This is a genomic window from Microterricola viridarii (assembly GCF_900104895.1).
Lineage (GTDB): Bacteria > Actinomycetota > Actinomycetes > Actinomycetales > Microbacteriaceae > Microterricola > Microterricola viridarii.
Genome location: NZ_LT629742.1, coordinates 44,016 through 61,424, shown reverse-complemented (window position 1 = coordinate 61,424; position 17,409 = coordinate 44,016). Strand labels below are relative to the sequence as shown.

Below are 17,409 nucleotides of genomic sequence, written 5' to 3'. Positions count from 1 at the left end.
GGCAGGAATCTAGCTTGCCTTGCCGCCCCTCTCAGCCGCAACGCGACCGCGCTGTGGGATTCATGCCAGACTGAGTGAAGGCGTGCCTTGAGCGCGCGATCGGACACTGCGGAGGACACCGAAATGAACGGCTTTATTGCGATTCTGGCAATTCTTGGATTCCTCGGTGGGCTCGTGATGATGGGCTACGCCTTCAGCACGCCCGGCGCCGAGATGGCGATGTTCGCCGGCGGTATCGGCGTTGTCGCACTCTCGATCGGCCTGCCGATCCACCTGCTCGAGAAGTTCGACTAGTCGGCAGGGCGCGGCGTTCGGCCGCGCTCCGCACGTCGCTCCTCAGCGCTGAAACGCTCAGCCCTGCAGCGAGCCGTCGAGCAGCGGGCTCAGGTGCCGCGTGCCGAGGGCCCGGGCGGCCTGTCGTGCCGCGGCCGTGAGGGCATCAGCCACCCCGGCGCCGCCGAGGCTCGCCGCGAGGTAGCCGGCGAAGAAGGCGTCGCCCGCGCCGTTGGTGTCGACGATGGTCGGCACCGGCACGGCCTCCACCCGGTGCACCTCGCCGTTCTCGTCGACCGCCACGGCCCCGTCGGCTCCCAGGGTGCAGACGACGAGGCGGCTGCCGGCCGCGATGCGCTGCCGGGCGAAGGGCAGCGGGTCGCCGATCTTGTCGGCGTTCATGAAGACGAAGCTGGCCGCGTCGATGAACGGCTGGTGGAAGCTGGCGCTGCCGTCATAGTCGTGGATGTCGGTCCAGACCGGCACGCCGGCCTCCCGCGCCTCGGCGAGCAGCGGGATTCCGAGCGGGGCCAGGTCGAGCACGGCCGCCTCCGCCGAGCGCAGCGCCGATTGCTGTGCCGTGCGGATGCGGGGTGCTGCGGCATCCGCGCTGCCCGGCGCGGCCGGGCTGCTGAGGTAGAGCGAGACCCGGCCGCCGCGCGGGTCCATCAGGTTGAGGTGGCGCTCGCTCTGGCCGGGCACGGTCGTGGCGATCAGCTCGATGCCGGGCACCGCGCCGAGCAGCGCGCGGAGGTGCGCGCCGTCCGCATCCTCGCCGAGCAGCGTGTGCAGGGCGACGGGCACGCCGAGCTCGGCCAGGTGCAGCGCCTTGCCGGCCGAGGTGCCGCCGACGGTGTGCCAGTCCGCCTCCGCGAACTGCATGTGCGGGGTCGGATCCGGCAGCGCGTCGAGCTGCACGATGTGGTTCCAGGAGGCCGGCCCCGCAATGAAGACGGGGGGAGCGCCCGTCACGCGCCGGTTCCGGTGGCGCCCGTGGCCTCGACCTCGACCGGCAGCAGGCTGGCCCGCTTCGGCGCGCGCCCGTCGCCGGAGGAGCGCCCGGTGAGCCGCCGGCCGATCCACGGCACGACGTAGTCGCGGTAGTAGCCGAGGTTGTTGCGCGCGTTCGCCCGCGAGATCGCCGCCTCGTCGATGCCCCACGCCGCCGGCACCTCGACGCCGAGCCCGCGCAGCACGTTGCCGGCGACGCGGGCGTGCCCGAGGGCGTTCAGGTGCAGCTTGTCGCTGGACCAGTACTCGATTCTGGTGAGCTCCTGGTCTGACCAGTTGTCGACGTAGGTCATGTTCTCGATCGGGAACCGCTTCGTGACGGCCTCGGCCAGCTCGTCGCCGCGCCGGTTCATCACGGCGCCCATGGGCAGGTGCTTGCCCGGGTTCGCGCCGCTCAGCAGCAGCACGTGGATGCCGGCATCCGCCGCCTGCCTGGCCGCCTGCACCAGCTGCTCCGCCACGTCGTCGATGAGCACCTTCGGGCGCATGATGTCGTTGCCGCCGCCGTTCAGGCTGAGCAGGGCTGGCTTCATGGCGATCGCGGGCGGCAGCTGCTCGGCCAGCAGCGGGCCGAGCTTGCGGCCGCGGATGGCGAGGTTGGCGTAGCCGATCGGGCCGGCGCCGGCGGCGACCGAGGCCTGCGAGAGGCCGATCGCGACGAAGTCCGCCCAGCCGCGCACCGCGCCGTCCGGCAGCTCGTCGCCCATCCCCTCGGTGAAGCTGTCGCCGATTGCGGTGTAGCTGCTGAACATCCGTGCCTCCAGGTCGTGCGCCGCACTGAGCCTACGCCTGCATGCTGCGGCGGCTGGCTTCGGTCGCGGGCTCCCTCGAGCCAACGGGCGGTTGGGCGCCCTAGAACACCTTGCCGGGGTTCAGGATGCCGGCCGGGTCGAACACCCGCTTGATCTGCTGCTGCAGCTCGAACTGCTCGTCGCCGAGCTCGCCGCGCAGCCAGCGGCGCTTCAACAGGCCGATGCCATGCTCGCCGGTGAGTGTGCCGCCGAGCGCGATCGCCGCCTGGAACATCTCGTCGGCCGCCTGCCAGACGTGCTCGGGCACGTCCGGCCCCTCGAACACGAAGTTCGGGTGCAGGTTGCCGTCGCCGGCGTGCGCGATGGTCGGGATGACCATGCCGTACTTCCGCTCGATCGCGGCGATCGCGTCGAACATCGCCGGCAATGCGCTGCGCGGAACGGCGACGTCCTCGATCAGGGTGGTGCCGAGCCGCTCCATCGCCGGGTGCATCGCGCGGCGCACCTCGAGCAGGCGCGCGGCCTCCGCGGCATCCGTCGTCAACTCGGCCGTGCCGCCCGCCGCCGCGAGCAACGCCAGCAGCTGGGCGGCCTCCGCCTCTGCCGCCGCGCCGTCGGTCTGCACGAGCAGGTAGGCGGCGCCCCGTTCCCGCAGCGGCAGCCCGAGCAGCGCGCCGATCGCGTCGAGGCTGGCCGCGTCGACGAGCTCCATCACGGCGGGGCGGATGCCGGCCGCGGTCACCGCCGCAGAGGCGGCGGCCGCCGCGCGCACATCGGCGAAGTACGCCCCGATCGTCGGCGTGATGCCGGGCACCAGGCGGCGCAGCCGCACGGTCGCCTCGACGATGACGCCGAGCGTGCCCTCCGAGCCGACCATGAGCGCGGTGAGGTCGAGGCCGGTGACCCCCTTGACGCTGCGGTGGCCGAGCTCGAGCAGGCGCCCGTCGGCCAGGACGACCGTGAGGCCGAGCACCGAGTCGCGGGTGACGCCGTACTTGGCGCAGAGCAGCCCTCCCGCGTTGGTGGCGATGTTGCCGCCGACGGTGGAGATGGCGCGGCTGGCCGGGTCGGGGGTGAACCAGAGTCCGTGCGGGGCCAGTTGCTCGTTCAGGGCCGCGTTGATGATGCCGGGCTCGACGACGGCGAGCTCGTCCGCGGCGTTCACCTCGAGCAGCCGGTCCATCGCCAGCGTCGACAGCACGATCTCGCCGGCGGAGCCGATCGCGCCGCCGGCCAGGCCGGTGCCGGCGCCGCGGGTTACGACGGGGGTGCCGTGGGCGCTCGCGATGCGGAGCGTCTGCTGCACCTCTGCGACGGTGCGGGCGGCGACGACGGCCAGCGGCGGCACCGCCGAGCGGTGCCCCGACTTGTCGGCCTGCGCGTCGCGGAGGGCCGCGGCATCCGTCACGACCGAGGAGCCGAGCGCAGCGGCGAGGGCGAGAACGACGGGGGCGGGTGTTGCGGCAGGCATGGTGCGACCTCTCGACACTGGGCAGTTGGCTGCGCCATGATGATTTCACAGTCTGCGCTGCCGCACCGGACGAGAGCCGCCCGGAGCACGGTGCGCGGCATGGGGGACACCGATGAGCGCACTGGCCCAGCTGCATGAGCTGCGGGTGCGGCTCGCCGCCAAAGAGGCCACGACCGAATCGCTCGCGCTCGCCGCTGGCGCCATCGCCTTCCTCATCGCCGCGCTGCTGGCGTGGCCGGTCCTGGGCCTGCAGCCGGTGGACATCGCCGGGCCCGGATCACTCGGCGAGTACGTCGCGATCGCGAGCGCGGCCGTCGCGCTCGCCGCATTCGTCGGCGGTCGCGTGCTCTCGGCGCACCACCACGACGGCGCGGGCCCCGCGGTTATCACCGGCGTCGACGGCCCCCTCGTCGGGTTCACCACCCATCGCGCGCCGCGCTTCCTCGATGTGGCCGCACTGGCGCTCGCCCACGGCGTGATCTTCCTGCTGATGTGGACGGGCATCGCCGACCTGCTGGAGAAGAGCTTCCAGGGCGCCGAGGTGTTCACCATCCCGGCGCTCATCCTCTCCGGCGCCGCGGCCGCCGTCAGCGCCTACTTCAGCTATCTCTCGGCTGCGGGCATGAACGCCATGCGCCTCTCCGGGGTGCTGCTGGTGTTCCTCGTCGTCGGCTCGCTCACCGCCATGCTCACCTCGAACGACCCCGACTGGTGGAGGATGAACCTGAGCGCGCTGGGCATCACGGATGACGTGTCTGCCATGGCGTTCAACCTCACCCTGATCGTGGCCGGCGTCATCCTCACCACGATTGCGCGCTACGCAACGGCCGGCCTGATCCGCGAGGGCGAGGCGATCCCGCGCGGCGTGCGATTCGTGCGCTGGGGCCTCGTCGTCATGGGCATCGCGCTCGCCTGCGTCGGCATCTTCCACGTCGACGACTTCTTCCTCATCCACAACACGGTGGCAACGGGCATGGTGGTCGCATTCGCCGTGCTCGTCGCCGGCCTGCCCCGGTTCCTGCCGCAGCTGCCGAAGACGTTCATGTCGCTCGGCTACCTGTTCCTCGCCGTGATCGTGTTCACGGCGGTGCTGTTCGCGACCGGCTACTACAACCTGACGGCGGTTGAGCTGGTGGCGGCCGTGCTCATCTTCAGCTGGATCATCGTCTTCCTCCGCACCGTCTCCGCCACGTCGAGCGACGAGAGGCGAACGGATGCCGCAGAGCACCGCGCGCGTGCCGAGGCTGCCGTCGCCGAATCCGCAGCCGAGGCGGCCGCCGCCGCGCGGGCCGCACCGGACGGCCTGCCCGCCGCGTAGCCGCGGCCTAGCCCGCGGCCAGCCCGCGGCCAGCCCGCGGGCTAGGCCGGCGGCTCATCGCCGGCCACGAGCAGCGCAGCCCAGATCTCGGCGCGGCCCCGGAACGTGCTGAGATCGCGCCCGAGCAGCCGCTCGGCCAGCCCGATCCGCGCGCGCACCGTGTGCCGGTGCACGCCGAGCAGGCCGGCGCTCGCATCGAACTGGCCGTTCTGCTCCAGCCAGACCCGCAGCGTGTGCAGCAGCTCGCTGCCTGCGGCCTCGTCGTGTGCGCGCAGCGGCTGCAGCGTCGCGCGACCGATCTCGCGGGCATCCGTCGTGCTGAGGTAGGCCAGCACCCCCTCCTGGGCGAGCTCGCTGAAGGCGCTCACCCCCGGCCCGCCGTCCTGTGCTCTGGCCAGGGCCTGCTCGGCCTGGGTGAGGCCGCCTGCCAGCTCTGACGCGCCGCGGGGCTCGCTGACGCCGATGTGCACGGCGAAGTTCGCGGCCACCGCGTCGAGCAGGGGCAGCGACTTCTGGCCCAGCACCAGGGCGATCCGGTCCTCGCCGGCAGACGGGTCCGCGGCGAAGAAGAGGGCGCCCGGCTGCTCGGCCACCCGCGCCTCCAGATACTCGGTGACGGAGTGCAGCTTCTCGGCCGGGGCGTCGAGCAGGGCGATGCACACGGGGCTCTCCGGCAGCTCGCCCCACATCTCTCGGCTCACGCTCTGGGCCAACTCCACGTCGCCCCGTCGCCACGCGGCCAGCACCGCCGAGCGCAGGCTGCTCTGGGCCCGGTCCAGCGTGTGGCCCTGCTCGAGCGAGAGCCCGGCCAGCGCGATCACGGCGGTGACAACCTCGTTGCCGGCCGCGTCGAGCTCGCTGCTGCCGCCGATGGCGAGCACCCCGCGCAGCCGGTCCCGGCGGCCGAGCGTCTGCAGCGAGACGGTCTCCCCGCCGGCCGCCAGGCTGCTGCTGGCCCGGTTGCCGCGCCGAAGCAGCCGGGTCGCCTCGTCCTCTGCCGCGGATGCCGCGGCGGCCGCCTCGGCGGGGAACACCCGATCGAGCCCGCCGTTCGCGTCGAACAGCGCCACCCAGCGGTCGAGCTGGAGCGAGAGCTCATGCAGCGAGGCGCTCAGGCCGTCCGGGCGCAGCGCGGCCAGCGCGATGGCGCGGTGGGCCGCGAGCGTCCAGCTGCGCCGGGCGAAGCGCTCCTCTGCGGCCATATCGGCGGCGGCGCGGGCCACGGCGATGAACGGGGTTCTGTAGGGCACCTCGAATGCGGGCAGGCCCGCCAGCCGGCAGGCCTCGACGAGGGCGTCGGGGGTGCCGGCGCGCACCACCTCGGTGCCGAAGCCGAGCCCGCTGATGCCCGCCGCGCTCAGGCGCTCCACGTAGGCGCCGATCAGCTCGTCGTCGTCCTGCCCGCCGAACTGGGTGCCCGTGGTCAACAGCACCTGCCCGGGGGAGAGGAACGGGGTCGGGTCGGCGAGGTCGGAGCTGTGCACCCAGGCGATCGGGGCGTCCAACGCGCCGGCCGGCAGGGCCTCCTCCGGGGTCAGCAACTGCAGGGCGAGCTCGCGGTTGGTGGTCAGGCTGCGCAGGGTGGGGAGCATCGTCATCCGTCGGTCCGAGATCGCCTATACAGTGTGGCGAAATTGTGTGCCCCAACTATACGTCGCGGCGGTGCCGCCGCGCTGCGCCCGGAGCTTACGATTGCCCATCGGCACTGCGGCCACGAGCCGCACGAACAACTCAGGAGTAGCAATGACACTCACCGAATCAGCGGTTACCGTCTCCACCACCGCAGCGCCCGTGGGCGGGCCGTCACTGCCACAGCAGCGCACGCTCGTCACAGCTATTCCTGGACCGAAGTCCCAGGAGCTCCTCGCCCGCAAGGCGCAGGCAGTCTCTGCCTCGGTCGGCTCGACCATTCCCGTGTTCACCGTTGCCGCCGGCGGCGGCGTGCTCGTTGACGTCGACGGCAACTCGCTCATCGACCTCGGCAGTGGCATCGCCGTCACCGGCGTGGGCAACAGCGCCCCCCGGGTTGTCGCCGCCGTGGCCGCGCAGCTCGAACAGTTCACCCACACCTGCTTCACCGTTGCGCCCTACGACTCCTACGTCGAGGTCGCCGAGGCCCTCAACCGGCTCACCCCCGGCGACCACGAGAAGCGCAGCGCCCTCTTCAACTCCGGCGCAGAGGCCGTGGAGAACGCCGTCAAGATCGCCCGCCACTACACCGGCAAGCAGGGCGTCGTCGTCTTCGACCACGCCTACCACGGCCGCACCAACCTCACCATGGCGCTCACCGCCAAGAACCAGCCGTACAAGAACGGCTTCGGCCCCTTCGCACCCGAGGTCTACCGGGTGCCCACGAGCTACCCGCTGCGCGACGGTGGCCTGAGCGGTGCCGAGGCGGCCAAGCTCACCATCACCCAGATCGAGAAGCAGGTCGGCGCGGGCAACCTCGCCGCCGTCATGATCGAGCCCATCCAGGGCGAGGGCGGCTTCATCGTCCCCGCCGACGGCTTCATGAACGCCATCGTCGACTGGTGCACCGCCAACGGCGTCGTCTTCATCGCCGACGAGGTGCAGACCGGCTTCGCCCGCACCGGCACCATGTTCGCCAGCGAGCAGTTCGGCATCGTGCCCGACCTCGTCGTCACCGCCAAGGGCATCGCGGGCGGCCTGCCGCTCTCGGCCGTCACCGGTCGCGCCGAGATCATGGACGCCCCGCAGATCGGCGGACTCGGCGGCACCTACGGTGGAAACCCGCTCGCCTGCGCCGCGGCCCTCGCCACCATCGAGACCTACGAAGAGGACGGCCTCCTCGAGCGCGCGGTCGAGATCGGCGCAATCGTCCGCGAGGTGTTCGGCGCCGCACAGGCCACCGACGCCCGTATCGGCGAGGTGCGCGGCCTCGGCGCCATGATGGCGATCGAGCTGGTGGATGCCGCGACGGGCGAGCCCGACGCCGCCCTGACCGCCCGGGTCGCGGCGGCCACCCACGCCCTCGGCGTGATCGTGCTCACCTGCGGAACCTACGGCAACGTCATCCGCTTCCTGCCCCCGCTCGCCATCGGCGACGAGCTGCTGCGCGAGGGCCTGCAGGTCGTCCTCGACGCACTCGCCGCCAACTAGCGGTCCCTGCCTCCGGGGGCGCCGCACTTCTGCCGGTTGCGCGGCCCCCCGGTTACGTCCCTCCCGCTCGGTGGGCGGCCCGCCTCAAACCCGTTGGTCGAGTGGGCCCGCCCGCCTCAAACCCGCTGGTCGAGTGGGCCTGCCCGCCTCAAACCCGCTGGTCGAGTAGGCCCGCCCGCCTCAAACCCGCTGGTCGAGTAGGCCCGCCAGGGCCGTATCGAGACCCGGGGGCGTGGCTTCGACCGGCTCACCCGGCGGGCACCCCACACTTCTGAATCATCTGACACGCAGCACCATTCGATCGGAGCAACAGCATGACCGCAGCAACCGCCACCCTGGCCCCGCACGAGGCCGACCTGCTCGCTCGCGTCCCCAGCGGCCTGTACATCAACGGCACCTGGCAGGACGGCGCCGGCGCGCCGATCGACGTGACCGACCCGGCCACCGGCGAGGTCATCAAGACGATTGCCAACGCGGACGCCGCCGACGGCATCCGGGCCCTGGACGCGGCCGTCGCCGCGCAGGACGCCTGGGCCGCCACCGCTCCGCGTGCGCGCGGCGAGATCCTGCGCCGCGCCTTCGACCTGCTGCAGGAGCGCAAGGAGGAGTTCGCGCTGCTGATGACCATGGAGATGGGCAAGCCGATCGCCGAGGCCCGCGGGGAGGTCGCCTACGGCGGCGAGTTCCTGCGCTGGTTCAGCGAGGAGGCCCCGCGCATCAGCGGCCGCTACGGCCAGAACCCCGAGGGCACCGGCCACATGGTCATCTCGCAGCGCCCGGTCGGACCCTGCTTCCTGATCACCCCGTGGAACTTCCCGCTCGCCATGGCCACCCGCAAGATCGCCCCGGCGCTGGCCGCCGGCTGCACGGTCGTCATCAAGCCGGCCACGCTCACCCCGCTGACCACGCTCTTCTTCGCACAGCTGCTCGAGGACGCCGGCGTCCCGGCCGGTGTCGTCAACGTCATCACCACCTCGACTTCCGGCGCCGTCTCCAGCCCGATCATCGCCGACCCGCGGCTGCGCAAGCTCAGCTTCACCGGCTCGACGGGCGTCGGCCAGGCCCTCATCCGCGAGGCGGCCCAGGGCGTGCTACGCACCTCGATGGAGCTCGGCGGCAACGCGCCGTTCGTGGTGTTCGAGGATGCCGACCTGGACAAGGCCGTCGAGGGCGCCATGCTGGCGAAGTTCCGCAACATCGGCCAGGCCTGCACCGCGGCCAACCGGTTCATCGTGCACGAGTCCATCGCGAGCGAGTTCGCCGCCCGTGTCGCCGAGCGCGTGCGCGGGCTCACCCTGGGCCGCGGCACCGAGGACGGGGTGAACATCGGCCCGCTCGTGAGCGAGAAGGCCGTCTCCGACACCGACGCCCTCGTGCAGGACGCCATCGAGCGTGGCGCAGAGCTGCTGGCCGGCGGCAAGCGCCCGGAGGGTGCCGGATCGTTCTACGAGCCGACCGTCCTCGCCGACGTGCAGCCCGGCAGCGACATCCTGCGCGAGGAGATCTTCGGCCCGGTCGTCGGCATCGTGACCTTCTCCACCGAGGACGAGGCCGTGCGCCTGGCCAACTCCACCGAGTACGGTCTGATCAGCTACGTGTTCACCGAGGAGCTGGCCCGCGGCCACCGAATGATCGAAAAGCTTGACACCGGCATGATGGGGCTCAACACTGGCCTTGTCTCCAACGCCGCGGCACCCTTCGGCGGCGTCAAGCAGTCCGGGCTCGGGCGAGAGGGCGGCCTCGAGGGCATCCACGAGTACCTCTCCACCAAGTACACTCTGATCCCCGCCTCCTAACGCCCGAACGCCACGCACCACACTCCCGTCAGCGTCGACGGTTCGAACAACGCAGTTGAACAGCAAGGAGCAACAATGACCGCCATTGAACGTGATGTCGTCATCATCGGAGCAGGCCCCTCTGGCCTCACCGCAGCCAACGAACTCACCAAGGCCGGCCTCACGGTGGCCGTTCTCGAGGCCCGCGACCGCGTGGGCGGCCGCACCTGGACCGACCACTTCGATGGCCACATGATCGAGATCGGCGGCCAGTGGGTCTCGCCCGACCAGGACGCGCTGCTCGACACCCTCGCCGAGCTCGGCCTGGAGACGTACTCCCGCTACCGCGAGGGCGAGAACGTCTACATCGACAAGGACGGCGAGAAGCGCCTGTTCACCGGCGACATCTTCCCCGTCAAGCCGGAGACCGAGGCCGAGCTGATCCGCCTCATCGATGAGCTCGACGTCATCGTCGCCGAGATCGACGCCGAGAAGCCGTGGGCCCACCCGCGTGCGGAGGAGTACGACTCGATCACCTTCAAGCACTGGCTCGAGGAGGCGACGGCCGACCAGGAGGCGCGCGACAACATCTCGCTGTACATCGGCGCGGCGATGATCACCAAGCCGGACCACGCGTTCTCGTTCCTGCAGGCACTGTTGATGGCGGCATCCGCCGGCAGCTTCACCCACCTCGTCGACGCCGACTTCATCCTCGACAAGCGCGTCGTCGGCGGCATGCAGGGCGTCTCGATCGCCCTCGCCGAGCGCCTCGGCGACGACGTGCACCTCGGCCAGCCGGTGCGCACCCTGCGCTGGAGCGAGGACGGCGTCGTGGCCATCACCGCCAGCGGCCTGGAGGTGCACGCCAAGCGCGCCATCCTCGCCGTCCCGCCGGTGCTGTTCAGCCGCATCTCCTACGAGCCGCCGCTGCCGCGCCACCAGCACCAGCTGCACCAGCACCTCTCGATGGGCTTCGTCATCAAGGTGCACGCCGTCTACGAGACGCCGTTCTGGCGCGAGGCCGGCCTCTCCGGCACCGCGTTCAGCCCGTACGAGCTCTCGCACGAGGCCTACGACAACACCAACCACGACGACCCGTTCGGCACCCTGGTCGGCTTCGTCTCCGACCGCAACGCCGACGGCGTCTTCGAGCTGAGCGCCGAGGAGCGCAAGGCCCGCATCCTCGAGTCGCTCTCGCACTACTACGGTGAGCAGGCCAAGAACCCGGTGTTCTACTACGAGAGCGACTGGGGCAGCGAGGAGTGGACCCGCGGTGCATACGCGGCCAGCTTCGACATGGGCGGCCTCTCCCGCTACGGCGCCGACCAGCGCACGCCGGTCGGCCCGATCTCCTTCTCCTGCAGTGACTTCGCAGGAGCCGGTTACCAGCACGTCGACGGCGCGATCCGCGTCGGCCGCGAGACAGCAGCGGCCATCGCCGCAGAGCTCAAGGGCTGATCATGAGCCTGCTCGTCGGCTACACCGCCACGCCGGCGGGCGAGGATGCCCTCGCCCTCGGTGTCCGCCTGGCACGCAGCCGGGGAACGGGCATTGACATCGTCCTCGTGCTGCACAGCGAGGAACGCCCGACGGTCGTTCCGACCGACGCGGGCTACGAGCGTCACCTGTCCCAGCTCGCCGCCGGATGGCTGCGCGAGGCCCGGGCCATGGTGCCGGCGGATGTCGCGGCGCAGACGCACCTGGTCTACGCCCACTCCTTCGCCGACGGCCTGCTCGAGACCGCCGAGACCCTCGGCAGCGAGATGATCGTCGTCGGCGCCGCCCGGCACGGCCTGCTCGGCCGGTTCACCATCGGCAGCGTGGCGAGCTCGCTGCTGCACGTCTCGCACGTGCCCGTCGCGCTGGCTCCTGAGGGCACGCGCAACGGCGGCATGGAGCGCCCGCTCACCCGCATCACATGCGCCATCGGCACCCGCGTTGGCGCGCAGGCGCTGTTGGAGGAGAGCATCAAGCTCGCCGCCAGCGGCAATGTCCCGCTCCGCCTGATCTCCCTCGTGGGCGTCGACCTGCCCGGCGGGCACGACGACCCAGAGGTGCTCCGGGTGGGCGCGGCACACGCCGACGCCGCCGCGAAGCAGGCGCTGGCCACCCTCAACGAGGACGCCGAGGTCACCACGGAGGTGGCATCCGGCCAGAGCATCGAAGAGGCCGTCACCCGCGTCGACTGGGACGACGACGACATCGTGCTCGTCGGCTCCAGCCGGCTCGCGCAGCCGCGCCGGCTCTTCCTCGGGTCCACCGCGGCGAAAATGCTGCACGAACTTTCGGTTCCCATGGTCGTCGTGCCACGGGATGCCGCCACCACAACGGTTGGGGAGTAGCCCACATGAACAACGACAGCGCCAAGGACGTCGCTGCAGCGGCTGAGTCCGCTGCAACCATCGACACCGGCATCTCCAAGAAGGGCCTCAGCGCAGGCTCCGTCGGCCTCGTCGGGGCCGTAGTCATCGGCATCTCCTGCATCGCCCCCGCGTACACGCTGACGGCCGCCCTCGGCCCGACCGTGTCCGAGGTGGGCGTGCAGGTGCCCGCCGTCATCCTCGTCGGATTCATCCCCATGCTGCTGGTGGCCCTCGGCTACCGCGAGCTGAACCGGCGGATGCCGGACTCGGGAACCTCCTTCACCTGGGCGACGCGGGCCTTCGGTCCGTGGATCGGCTGGATGGCCGGCTGGGGGCTCATCGCGGCCACCATCCTCGTGCTCTCCAACCTGGCCGGCATCGCGGTGGACTTCCTGTTCCTGCTGATCTCGCAGATCGCCGGCAACCCGGACATCGCGTCGCTGGCGACGAACCCGTTCATCAACGTGGTGACCTGTCTGCTGTTCATGCTCGGGGCGACCTGGATCTCCTATCGCGACATGCAGACGACGCAGAAGCTGCAGTACTGGCTGGTCGGCTTCCAGGTTCTGGTGCTGCTGATCTTCTCCGGTGCGGCGCTCTACCAGGTGGCCACCGGCAATGCCTTCGACGCCACGGCCATTGAGGCCTCCTGGTTCAACCCCTTCGCCGTCAGCTCCTTCTCGGCGTTCGCGGCCGGCATCTCGCTGTCGATCTTCATCTTCTGGGGATGGGATGTCACCCTCACCATGAACGAGGAGACCCGCGGCTCCGAGAAGACGCCCGGCCGGGCCGCCACGATCACGGTGTTCCTGATCGTGATCCTGTACCTGCTCATCGCGGTGTCCCTGATCGCCTTCGCCGGCGTCAGCGACGGGGAGTTCGGCCTCGGCAACCCCGACATCCAGGACAACGTGTTCTTCCACCTCGCCGGCCCGATCCTCGGACCGCTCGCGGTGCTGGTCTCCCTCGCCGTGCTCACCAGCTCGGCGTCGAGTCTGCAGTCCACGTTCGTCTCGCCCGCCCGCACCCTGCTGGCGATGGGGCACTACGGCGCGCTGTCGCCGAAGTTCGCCAAGGTGAGCCCGCGCTTCTTCACCCCCGGCTACGCCACGATCGTCTCCGCGGTCGTCGCGAGCGTGTTCTACGCGGTGATGCGCTTCATCAGCGAGAACGTGCTCTGGGACACCATCACCGCCCTCGGCATGATGATCTGCTTCTACTACGGCATCACCGCCTTCGCCTGCGTCTGGTACTTCCGGAAGCAGTGGACCAACAGCGTGCGGGAGTTCTTCTTCACCCTGCTGGCCCCGCTCGTCGGCGGCATCATCCTGGCCGTGATCTTCGTGGCGACGCTCATCGACAGCATGGACCCGGACTACGGATCGGGCTCGAACGTCGGCGGCGTCGGCCTGGTGTTCATCCTCGGCATGGTCGTGCTGGTCGGCGGCGCCATCATCATGATCATCGAGTCGCGCAGGCGGCCGGCCTTCTTCCGCGGCGAGACGCTCTCCCGGGCGGCCGCCGACTAGGCGCATCGCGGCATCCGCTCGCCCCCTGCACACGCACGGGAGGCGAACGGTCGAATGGGAGGCCAGAATCCACGGATTCTGGCCTCCCATTCTCATTTCTGCCTCCCGAGCGGATGCCGGGGCCGCCGGCTGCGCAGCCTTCCAGCTGGGTTGCCTAGACTGGTCTCGTGTCTGTGAACCCCGAATTGCAGGGCCGGATCTTCCCGCCCATCGCGCCCTACCTGGTCGGCCGTGAGAAGGTGCGCGAGTTCGCCCGCGCCGTCTTCGCCACCAACCCGGTCAACCTCGACCCGGAGGCGGCCCGCGCCGCCGGCCACGCCGACATCGTCGCCCCGCCGACGTTCGCCGTCGTGGTGCAGGAGCGCACCCTCGCCCAGCTGCTGGCCGAGCCGGATGCCGGCATCGACTTCAGCCGCGTCGTGCACGGGGACCAGCGCTTCAGCTACAGCCGCCCGATCGTGGCCGGCGATGAGCTCACCGCCACCCTCCGCGTCGCCAGCGTCAAGACGCTCGGCCCGCACGCGATGGTGACGGCGGAGTCCACCATCACCGACGCGGCCGGCGAGCACGTCGTCACGGCCATCTCCACGCTCGTGGTCAGAGGAGACGACGCATAATGCCCGGAACACCAGAAACCGCCGCGGCGACAAGCTCGACCAGCGTGGTTCTTCCCGTCCTCTCCGAGCTCGCCGTCGGCGACGTCGTCGCCGAGCGCAGCTACGCCCTCAGCCGCGACTCGCTCGTGCGCTACGCCGGCGCCTCCGGCGACTTCAACCCGATCCATTACCGCGATGACGTGGCGGCATCCGTCGGCCTCCCCGGCGTGCTCGCCCACGGCATGCTCACGATGGGCCTCGCCGTGCAGCCCGTCGTCGACTGGGCGGGCGACCCGGCCCGCGTCGTCGACTACCAGGTGAAGTTCACCCGCCCGGTGCCGGTCGACCCGGCCACCGGCGCCGAGGTCACCGTGCTCGCCAAGGTGGGCGCGCTGGAGCCGGACGCCGGCATCGCCCGCATCGACCTCACCGTCAGCTTCGACGGCGCGACCGTGCTCGGCAAGGCCCAGGCGCGCGTCCTGCTCTCGGCATGAGCGACGCTCACGGCATGAACGACGCCGGAGTCGCGCTCTCCGCCCTCACGACCATGCAGGTCGGCGGGGTCCCTGAGCGCATGATCACCGCCAGCACCCAGCGCGAGCTGATCGACGCCGCGCTGGACGTGTGGTCCGACGGCGGCGAGTGGCTGGTCCTGGCCGGCGGCTCCAACACCGTCGCCGCCGACGAGCCCTTCGAGGGCACCGTGCTGCGGGTGGCCACCCGCGGCATCGAGGTGCTGCCGACGGATGCCGACACCCCCGGCCGCGTGCGCGTGCGCGTGCAGGCCGGCGAGCCGTGGGACGATCTCGTCGCCTACGCGGTGGAGCGCGGCTGGTCAGGCATCGAGGCGCTCTCCGGCATTCCCGGATCGACCGGAGCCGCTCCGGTGCAGAACATCGGCGCCTACGGCCAGGAGCTCTCCTCCAGCCTCGTCGCGATCGAGTTCCTCGACTACCTGAGTGGCGAGGTCAGCCGCGTCCCGGCCGCCGAGCTCGAGCTCGGCTACCGCACCTCCGTGCTCAAGCAGGGCCGCGAGGGAATCGTGCTCGCGGTCGAACTCGACCTGCACGACACCGCCGACGCGCAGGCCGTCCTCGGCGAGGCCCTCGGCCAGCCGATCGCCTACGCGCAGCTGGCGTCGGCGCTCGGCGTGCAGCTGGGCGACCGGGTGAGCGTGCAGGCCATGCGCGACGCCGTGCTGGCGCTGCGCGCGTCCAAGGGCATGGTGCTCGACCCCGCAGACCGCGACACCGCCAGCGCCGGCTCGTTCTTCACGAACCCGATCGTGCGCGAGAACTTCGCCCGCGCCCTCCCGGCCGAGGCCCCGCGCTGGCCGCTGGTTCCGGCCGCCGCCGACGTGGTCGTGCCGCTCGGCACGACCGTCGCCGACAGCCCGCTCGACGAGTTCCTCGCGCACCAGGCCGACCTCGCCGCCTCGACGGTGGATGCCGGGGCGGCCGCCTCCGCGGAGACGCTCGTGAAGCTCTCGGCCGCGTGGCTCATCGAGCACGCCGGCATCCGGCGCGGTTTCAGGCTGCCGGGCTCCCGGGCCGCCATCTCGAGCAAGCACACGCTCGCGATCACCAACACCGGTGGCGCGAGCGCCGAGGAGGTCGCCCAGCTGGCCCGCTACGTGCAGGGCCGAGTGCAGTCAGAGTTCGGCGTGATCCTGCACCCCGAGCCGGTGCTGGTCGGCCTCGAGCTCTAGGAACCGAGTGGTTTAGGCCGCGGCCGAGCGTCGGCTCTGCGACTTGCGCAGAGCGAGCATTGCCCACGTGATGGTTGATGCGGCGATCAGAAACAGGCCTGCGGCGATAAGTTGAACGATCATGAGAGAAATCCTTTCTGTGCGCAGATACAAAAGCGGGTTGCCCGTGCGAGGTTCCGACGGGCAACGATCTGTGCGATGCGGTGAGTTTGCCCCACCACTGGCTGAAATAAGGGTCGCATATGCGACACTTGACTACATGCTAGTGCATCAAGCGCCGGATTTGCGATGATTGACTTCGATGTCGATCGTGTCGAGCGGGATCTCGGCCTCGTCGTGCGGGAGCTCCGCATCAAACGCGACTACTCCCAGCGCGAGTTGGCCGACCGGGCCGGCGTCGGCCTGACGGCTCTGCGCAGCCTCGAGAAGGGCAAGGGGTCGACCCTGACGACGCTGAGCAAAGTGGTGCACGCCCTCGGCCGCGACGCCTGGCTCGGCATGCTCGACGACGCCACCGCCGAGCCCAAGCCGCTGAAGAAAAAGAAGAAGAAGAAGGCGCGTCCCTCCGGCCAGTCCGAGACGGCCGAGGCCCTCGCGGCGCTGGCCGCCGAGGAGGCGGCCGAGAACAAGCGCCGGCGTGTGGCCAAGCGCGGCGGCAGCTCCAGGGGCGACGCCCAGGCGGATGCCGGCACGCCGGGCACCGGCACGACAGACGCCGGCACGACAGACGCCGGCATCAGCGCCAGCGGCATCATCACCAGCGCCGTCGAGTAGCGGCGCTCGTGCGCCCGCCGCCCGCCGCGGCATCCGCCGATGGCCCACTGCGGCAGAAGCCGCGCTGTGCGGCCGTTTCAACGACAGCACAACGCGGCTTCCGCCCGCGCGGGCGCGCGGATCGGCGCGGCCCGTCGGGCGCTACGACCGGGCGCTACGACCGGGCGCTACGACCGGGCGCTACGACCGGGCGAGGCGGCGCTGCGCGCGGCGCAGCAGTCCGACCAGGCCGAGGACGAGCACAAGCGCGCCGACGGCCAGCAGCCCGTAGAGCATCACCGTCGTGGGGGAGAGCGAGACGGCCCAGGCGGCGAAGGCGTCGCGGCGCTCGGGGCTCAGCAGGGTGAGGAGCGTGCCGGCGGCGATCGCCGCGAACAGCAGCCCCCACACGATGGCCGCCCAACGGATGCGCGGCCCGGCGGTGGGGCGGTGCTCCGCGGCGCCGGGGGCGTCGTGCTGCCCGGGGGGTGCCCACGCGGCATCCGGCCCGGCAATCACGGTGTCCGCATCGCCGCGGTTCTCGGCGAGCGGGGTCGTGAACAGCGGGGTGGTCACCGTCGCGGTCTCGGCGTCAGCGATCACCTCGGCGACGATCACCTCGGTGCTGGTCACGTCGGTGCTGGTCGCCTCGGGGCTGGTCACGTCGGCGCTGATCACCTGGGTCACGGCATCCGCCGCCACCTTCTGCTCGGCCGTCGGCTTCTTGTTCGTGGTCATCG

At 71.1% G+C, this 17,409-nt stretch carries 16 protein-coding genes; 11 read left to right on the top strand and 5 right to left on the bottom strand.

Translation table 11 applies throughout. The features are described 5' to 3' along the window. Window positions 1-123: 123 nt before the first annotated feature. Window positions 124-294 (top strand): hypothetical protein, encoded by a 171-nt coding sequence (locus tag BLT62_RS17560; protein WP_156786193.1) that lies wholly within the window; start codon window positions 124-126, stop codon window positions 292-294. Between the two features lie 57 nt (window positions 295-351). On the opposite strand, the gene BLT62_RS00305 is transcribed toward BLT62_RS17560, so the two are convergent. The 3 genes from BLT62_RS00305 to BLT62_RS00295 all read right to left on the bottom strand — a co-directional run bounded on the left by BLT62_RS00305 (window position 352) and on the right by BLT62_RS00295 (window position 3,507). After that, entirely contained in the window at window positions 352-1,245 is an 894-nt protein-coding gene (locus tag BLT62_RS00305; RefSeq protein ID WP_231919290.1) for a carbohydrate kinase family protein, read from the bottom strand. After that, window positions 1,242-2,036 carry an SGNH/GDSL hydrolase family protein gene (locus BLT62_RS00300; protein ID WP_172829589.1) on the bottom strand — a complete coding sequence of 265 codons (795 nt, stop codon included), beginning with the start codon at window positions 2,034-2,036 and terminating at the stop codon, window positions 1,242-1,244. Before BLT62_RS00300 ends, BLT62_RS00305 begins: the two co-directional genes overlap by 4 nt. A gap of 100 nt (window positions 2,037-2,136) precedes the next feature. Further along, the gene (locus BLT62_RS00295) at window positions 2,137-3,507 is read right to left on the bottom strand and encodes an FAD-binding oxidoreductase (protein WP_083362255.1); all 1,371 of its coding nucleotides are present in this window, start codon (window positions 3,505-3,507) and stop codon (window positions 2,137-2,139) included. 112 nt (window positions 3,508-3,619) lie between these two features. On the opposite strand from BLT62_RS00295, the gene BLT62_RS00290 reads away from it, so the two are divergent. Then, complete coding sequence (locus BLT62_RS00290; protein ID WP_083362254.1) at window positions 3,620-4,825, top strand: DUF998 domain-containing protein; 1,206 nt, start codon at window positions 3,620-3,622, stop codon at window positions 4,823-4,825. 41 nt (window positions 4,826-4,866) lie between these two features. Here the strand turns inward: BLT62_RS00290 and BLT62_RS00285 are convergent, their stop codons facing one another. After that, window positions 4,867-6,423, bottom strand: coding sequence for a PucR family transcriptional regulator (locus tag BLT62_RS00285; RefSeq protein WP_156786192.1), 1,557 nt, complete (start codon window positions 6,421-6,423; stop codon window positions 4,867-4,869). Between the two features lie 145 nt (window positions 6,424-6,568). Here BLT62_RS00285 and gabT point away from each other — a divergent pair, with 145 nt between their 5' ends. The 9 genes from gabT (at window position 6,569) to BLT62_RS00240 (ending at window position 16,690) form a co-directional block, all read left to right on the top strand. Next, complete coding sequence (gene gabT / locus BLT62_RS00280) at window positions 6,569-7,945, top strand: 4-aminobutyrate--2-oxoglutarate transaminase (RefSeq protein WP_083362253.1); 1,377 nt, start codon at window positions 6,569-6,571, stop codon at window positions 7,943-7,945. A gap of 314 nt (window positions 7,946-8,259) precedes the next feature. After that, entirely contained in the window at window positions 8,260-9,741 is a 1,482-nt protein-coding gene (locus tag BLT62_RS00275) for an NAD-dependent succinate-semialdehyde dehydrogenase (protein ID WP_083362252.1), read from the top strand. 75 nt (window positions 9,742-9,816) lie between these two features. Next, window positions 9,817-11,178: a flavin monoamine oxidase family protein gene (locus tag BLT62_RS00270; protein ID WP_083362251.1), complete on the top strand. Its 1,362-nt coding sequence runs from the start codon at window positions 9,817-9,819 to the stop codon at window positions 11,176-11,178. A 2-nt stretch (window positions 11,179-11,180) separates the two neighbouring features. Then, window positions 11,181-12,062, top strand: a complete 882-nt coding sequence (locus BLT62_RS00265; protein ID WP_083362250.1) for a universal stress protein — start codon at window positions 11,181-11,183, stop codon at window positions 12,060-12,062. Between the two features lie 5 nt (window positions 12,063-12,067). Beyond that, window positions 12,068-13,612: an APC family permease gene (locus BLT62_RS00260; RefSeq protein WP_083362249.1), complete on the top strand. Its 1,545-nt coding sequence runs from the start codon at window positions 12,068-12,070 to the stop codon at window positions 13,610-13,612. Window positions 13,613-13,779: 167 nt separating this feature from the next. Next, window positions 13,780-14,229, top strand: a complete 450-nt coding sequence (locus BLT62_RS00255) for a MaoC family dehydratase N-terminal domain-containing protein (protein WP_083362248.1) — start codon at window positions 13,780-13,782, stop codon at window positions 14,227-14,229. Beyond that, window positions 14,229-14,702, top strand: coding sequence for a MaoC family dehydratase (locus BLT62_RS00250; protein WP_083362247.1), 474 nt, complete (start codon window positions 14,229-14,231; stop codon window positions 14,700-14,702). The genes BLT62_RS00255 and BLT62_RS00250 overlap by 1 nt, the downstream gene beginning before the upstream one ends. Continuing rightward, window positions 14,699-15,916: a UDP-N-acetylmuramate dehydrogenase gene (locus BLT62_RS00245; protein WP_231919289.1), complete on the top strand. Its 1,218-nt coding sequence runs from the start codon at window positions 14,699-14,701 to the stop codon at window positions 15,914-15,916. The genes BLT62_RS00250 and BLT62_RS00245 overlap by 4 nt, the downstream gene beginning before the upstream one ends. 288 nt (window positions 15,917-16,204) lie before the next feature. Next, entirely contained in the window at window positions 16,205-16,690 is a 486-nt protein-coding gene (locus BLT62_RS00240) for a helix-turn-helix domain-containing protein (protein ID WP_083362246.1), read from the top strand. Window positions 16,691-16,870: 180 nt separating this feature from the next. On the opposite strand, the gene BLT62_RS18050 is transcribed toward BLT62_RS00240, so the two are convergent. Beyond that, complete coding sequence (locus BLT62_RS18050; RefSeq protein ID WP_231919288.1) at window positions 16,871-17,407, bottom strand: hypothetical protein; 537 nt, start codon at window positions 17,405-17,407, stop codon at window positions 16,871-16,873. Window positions 17,408-17,409 lie beyond the last annotated feature (2 nt).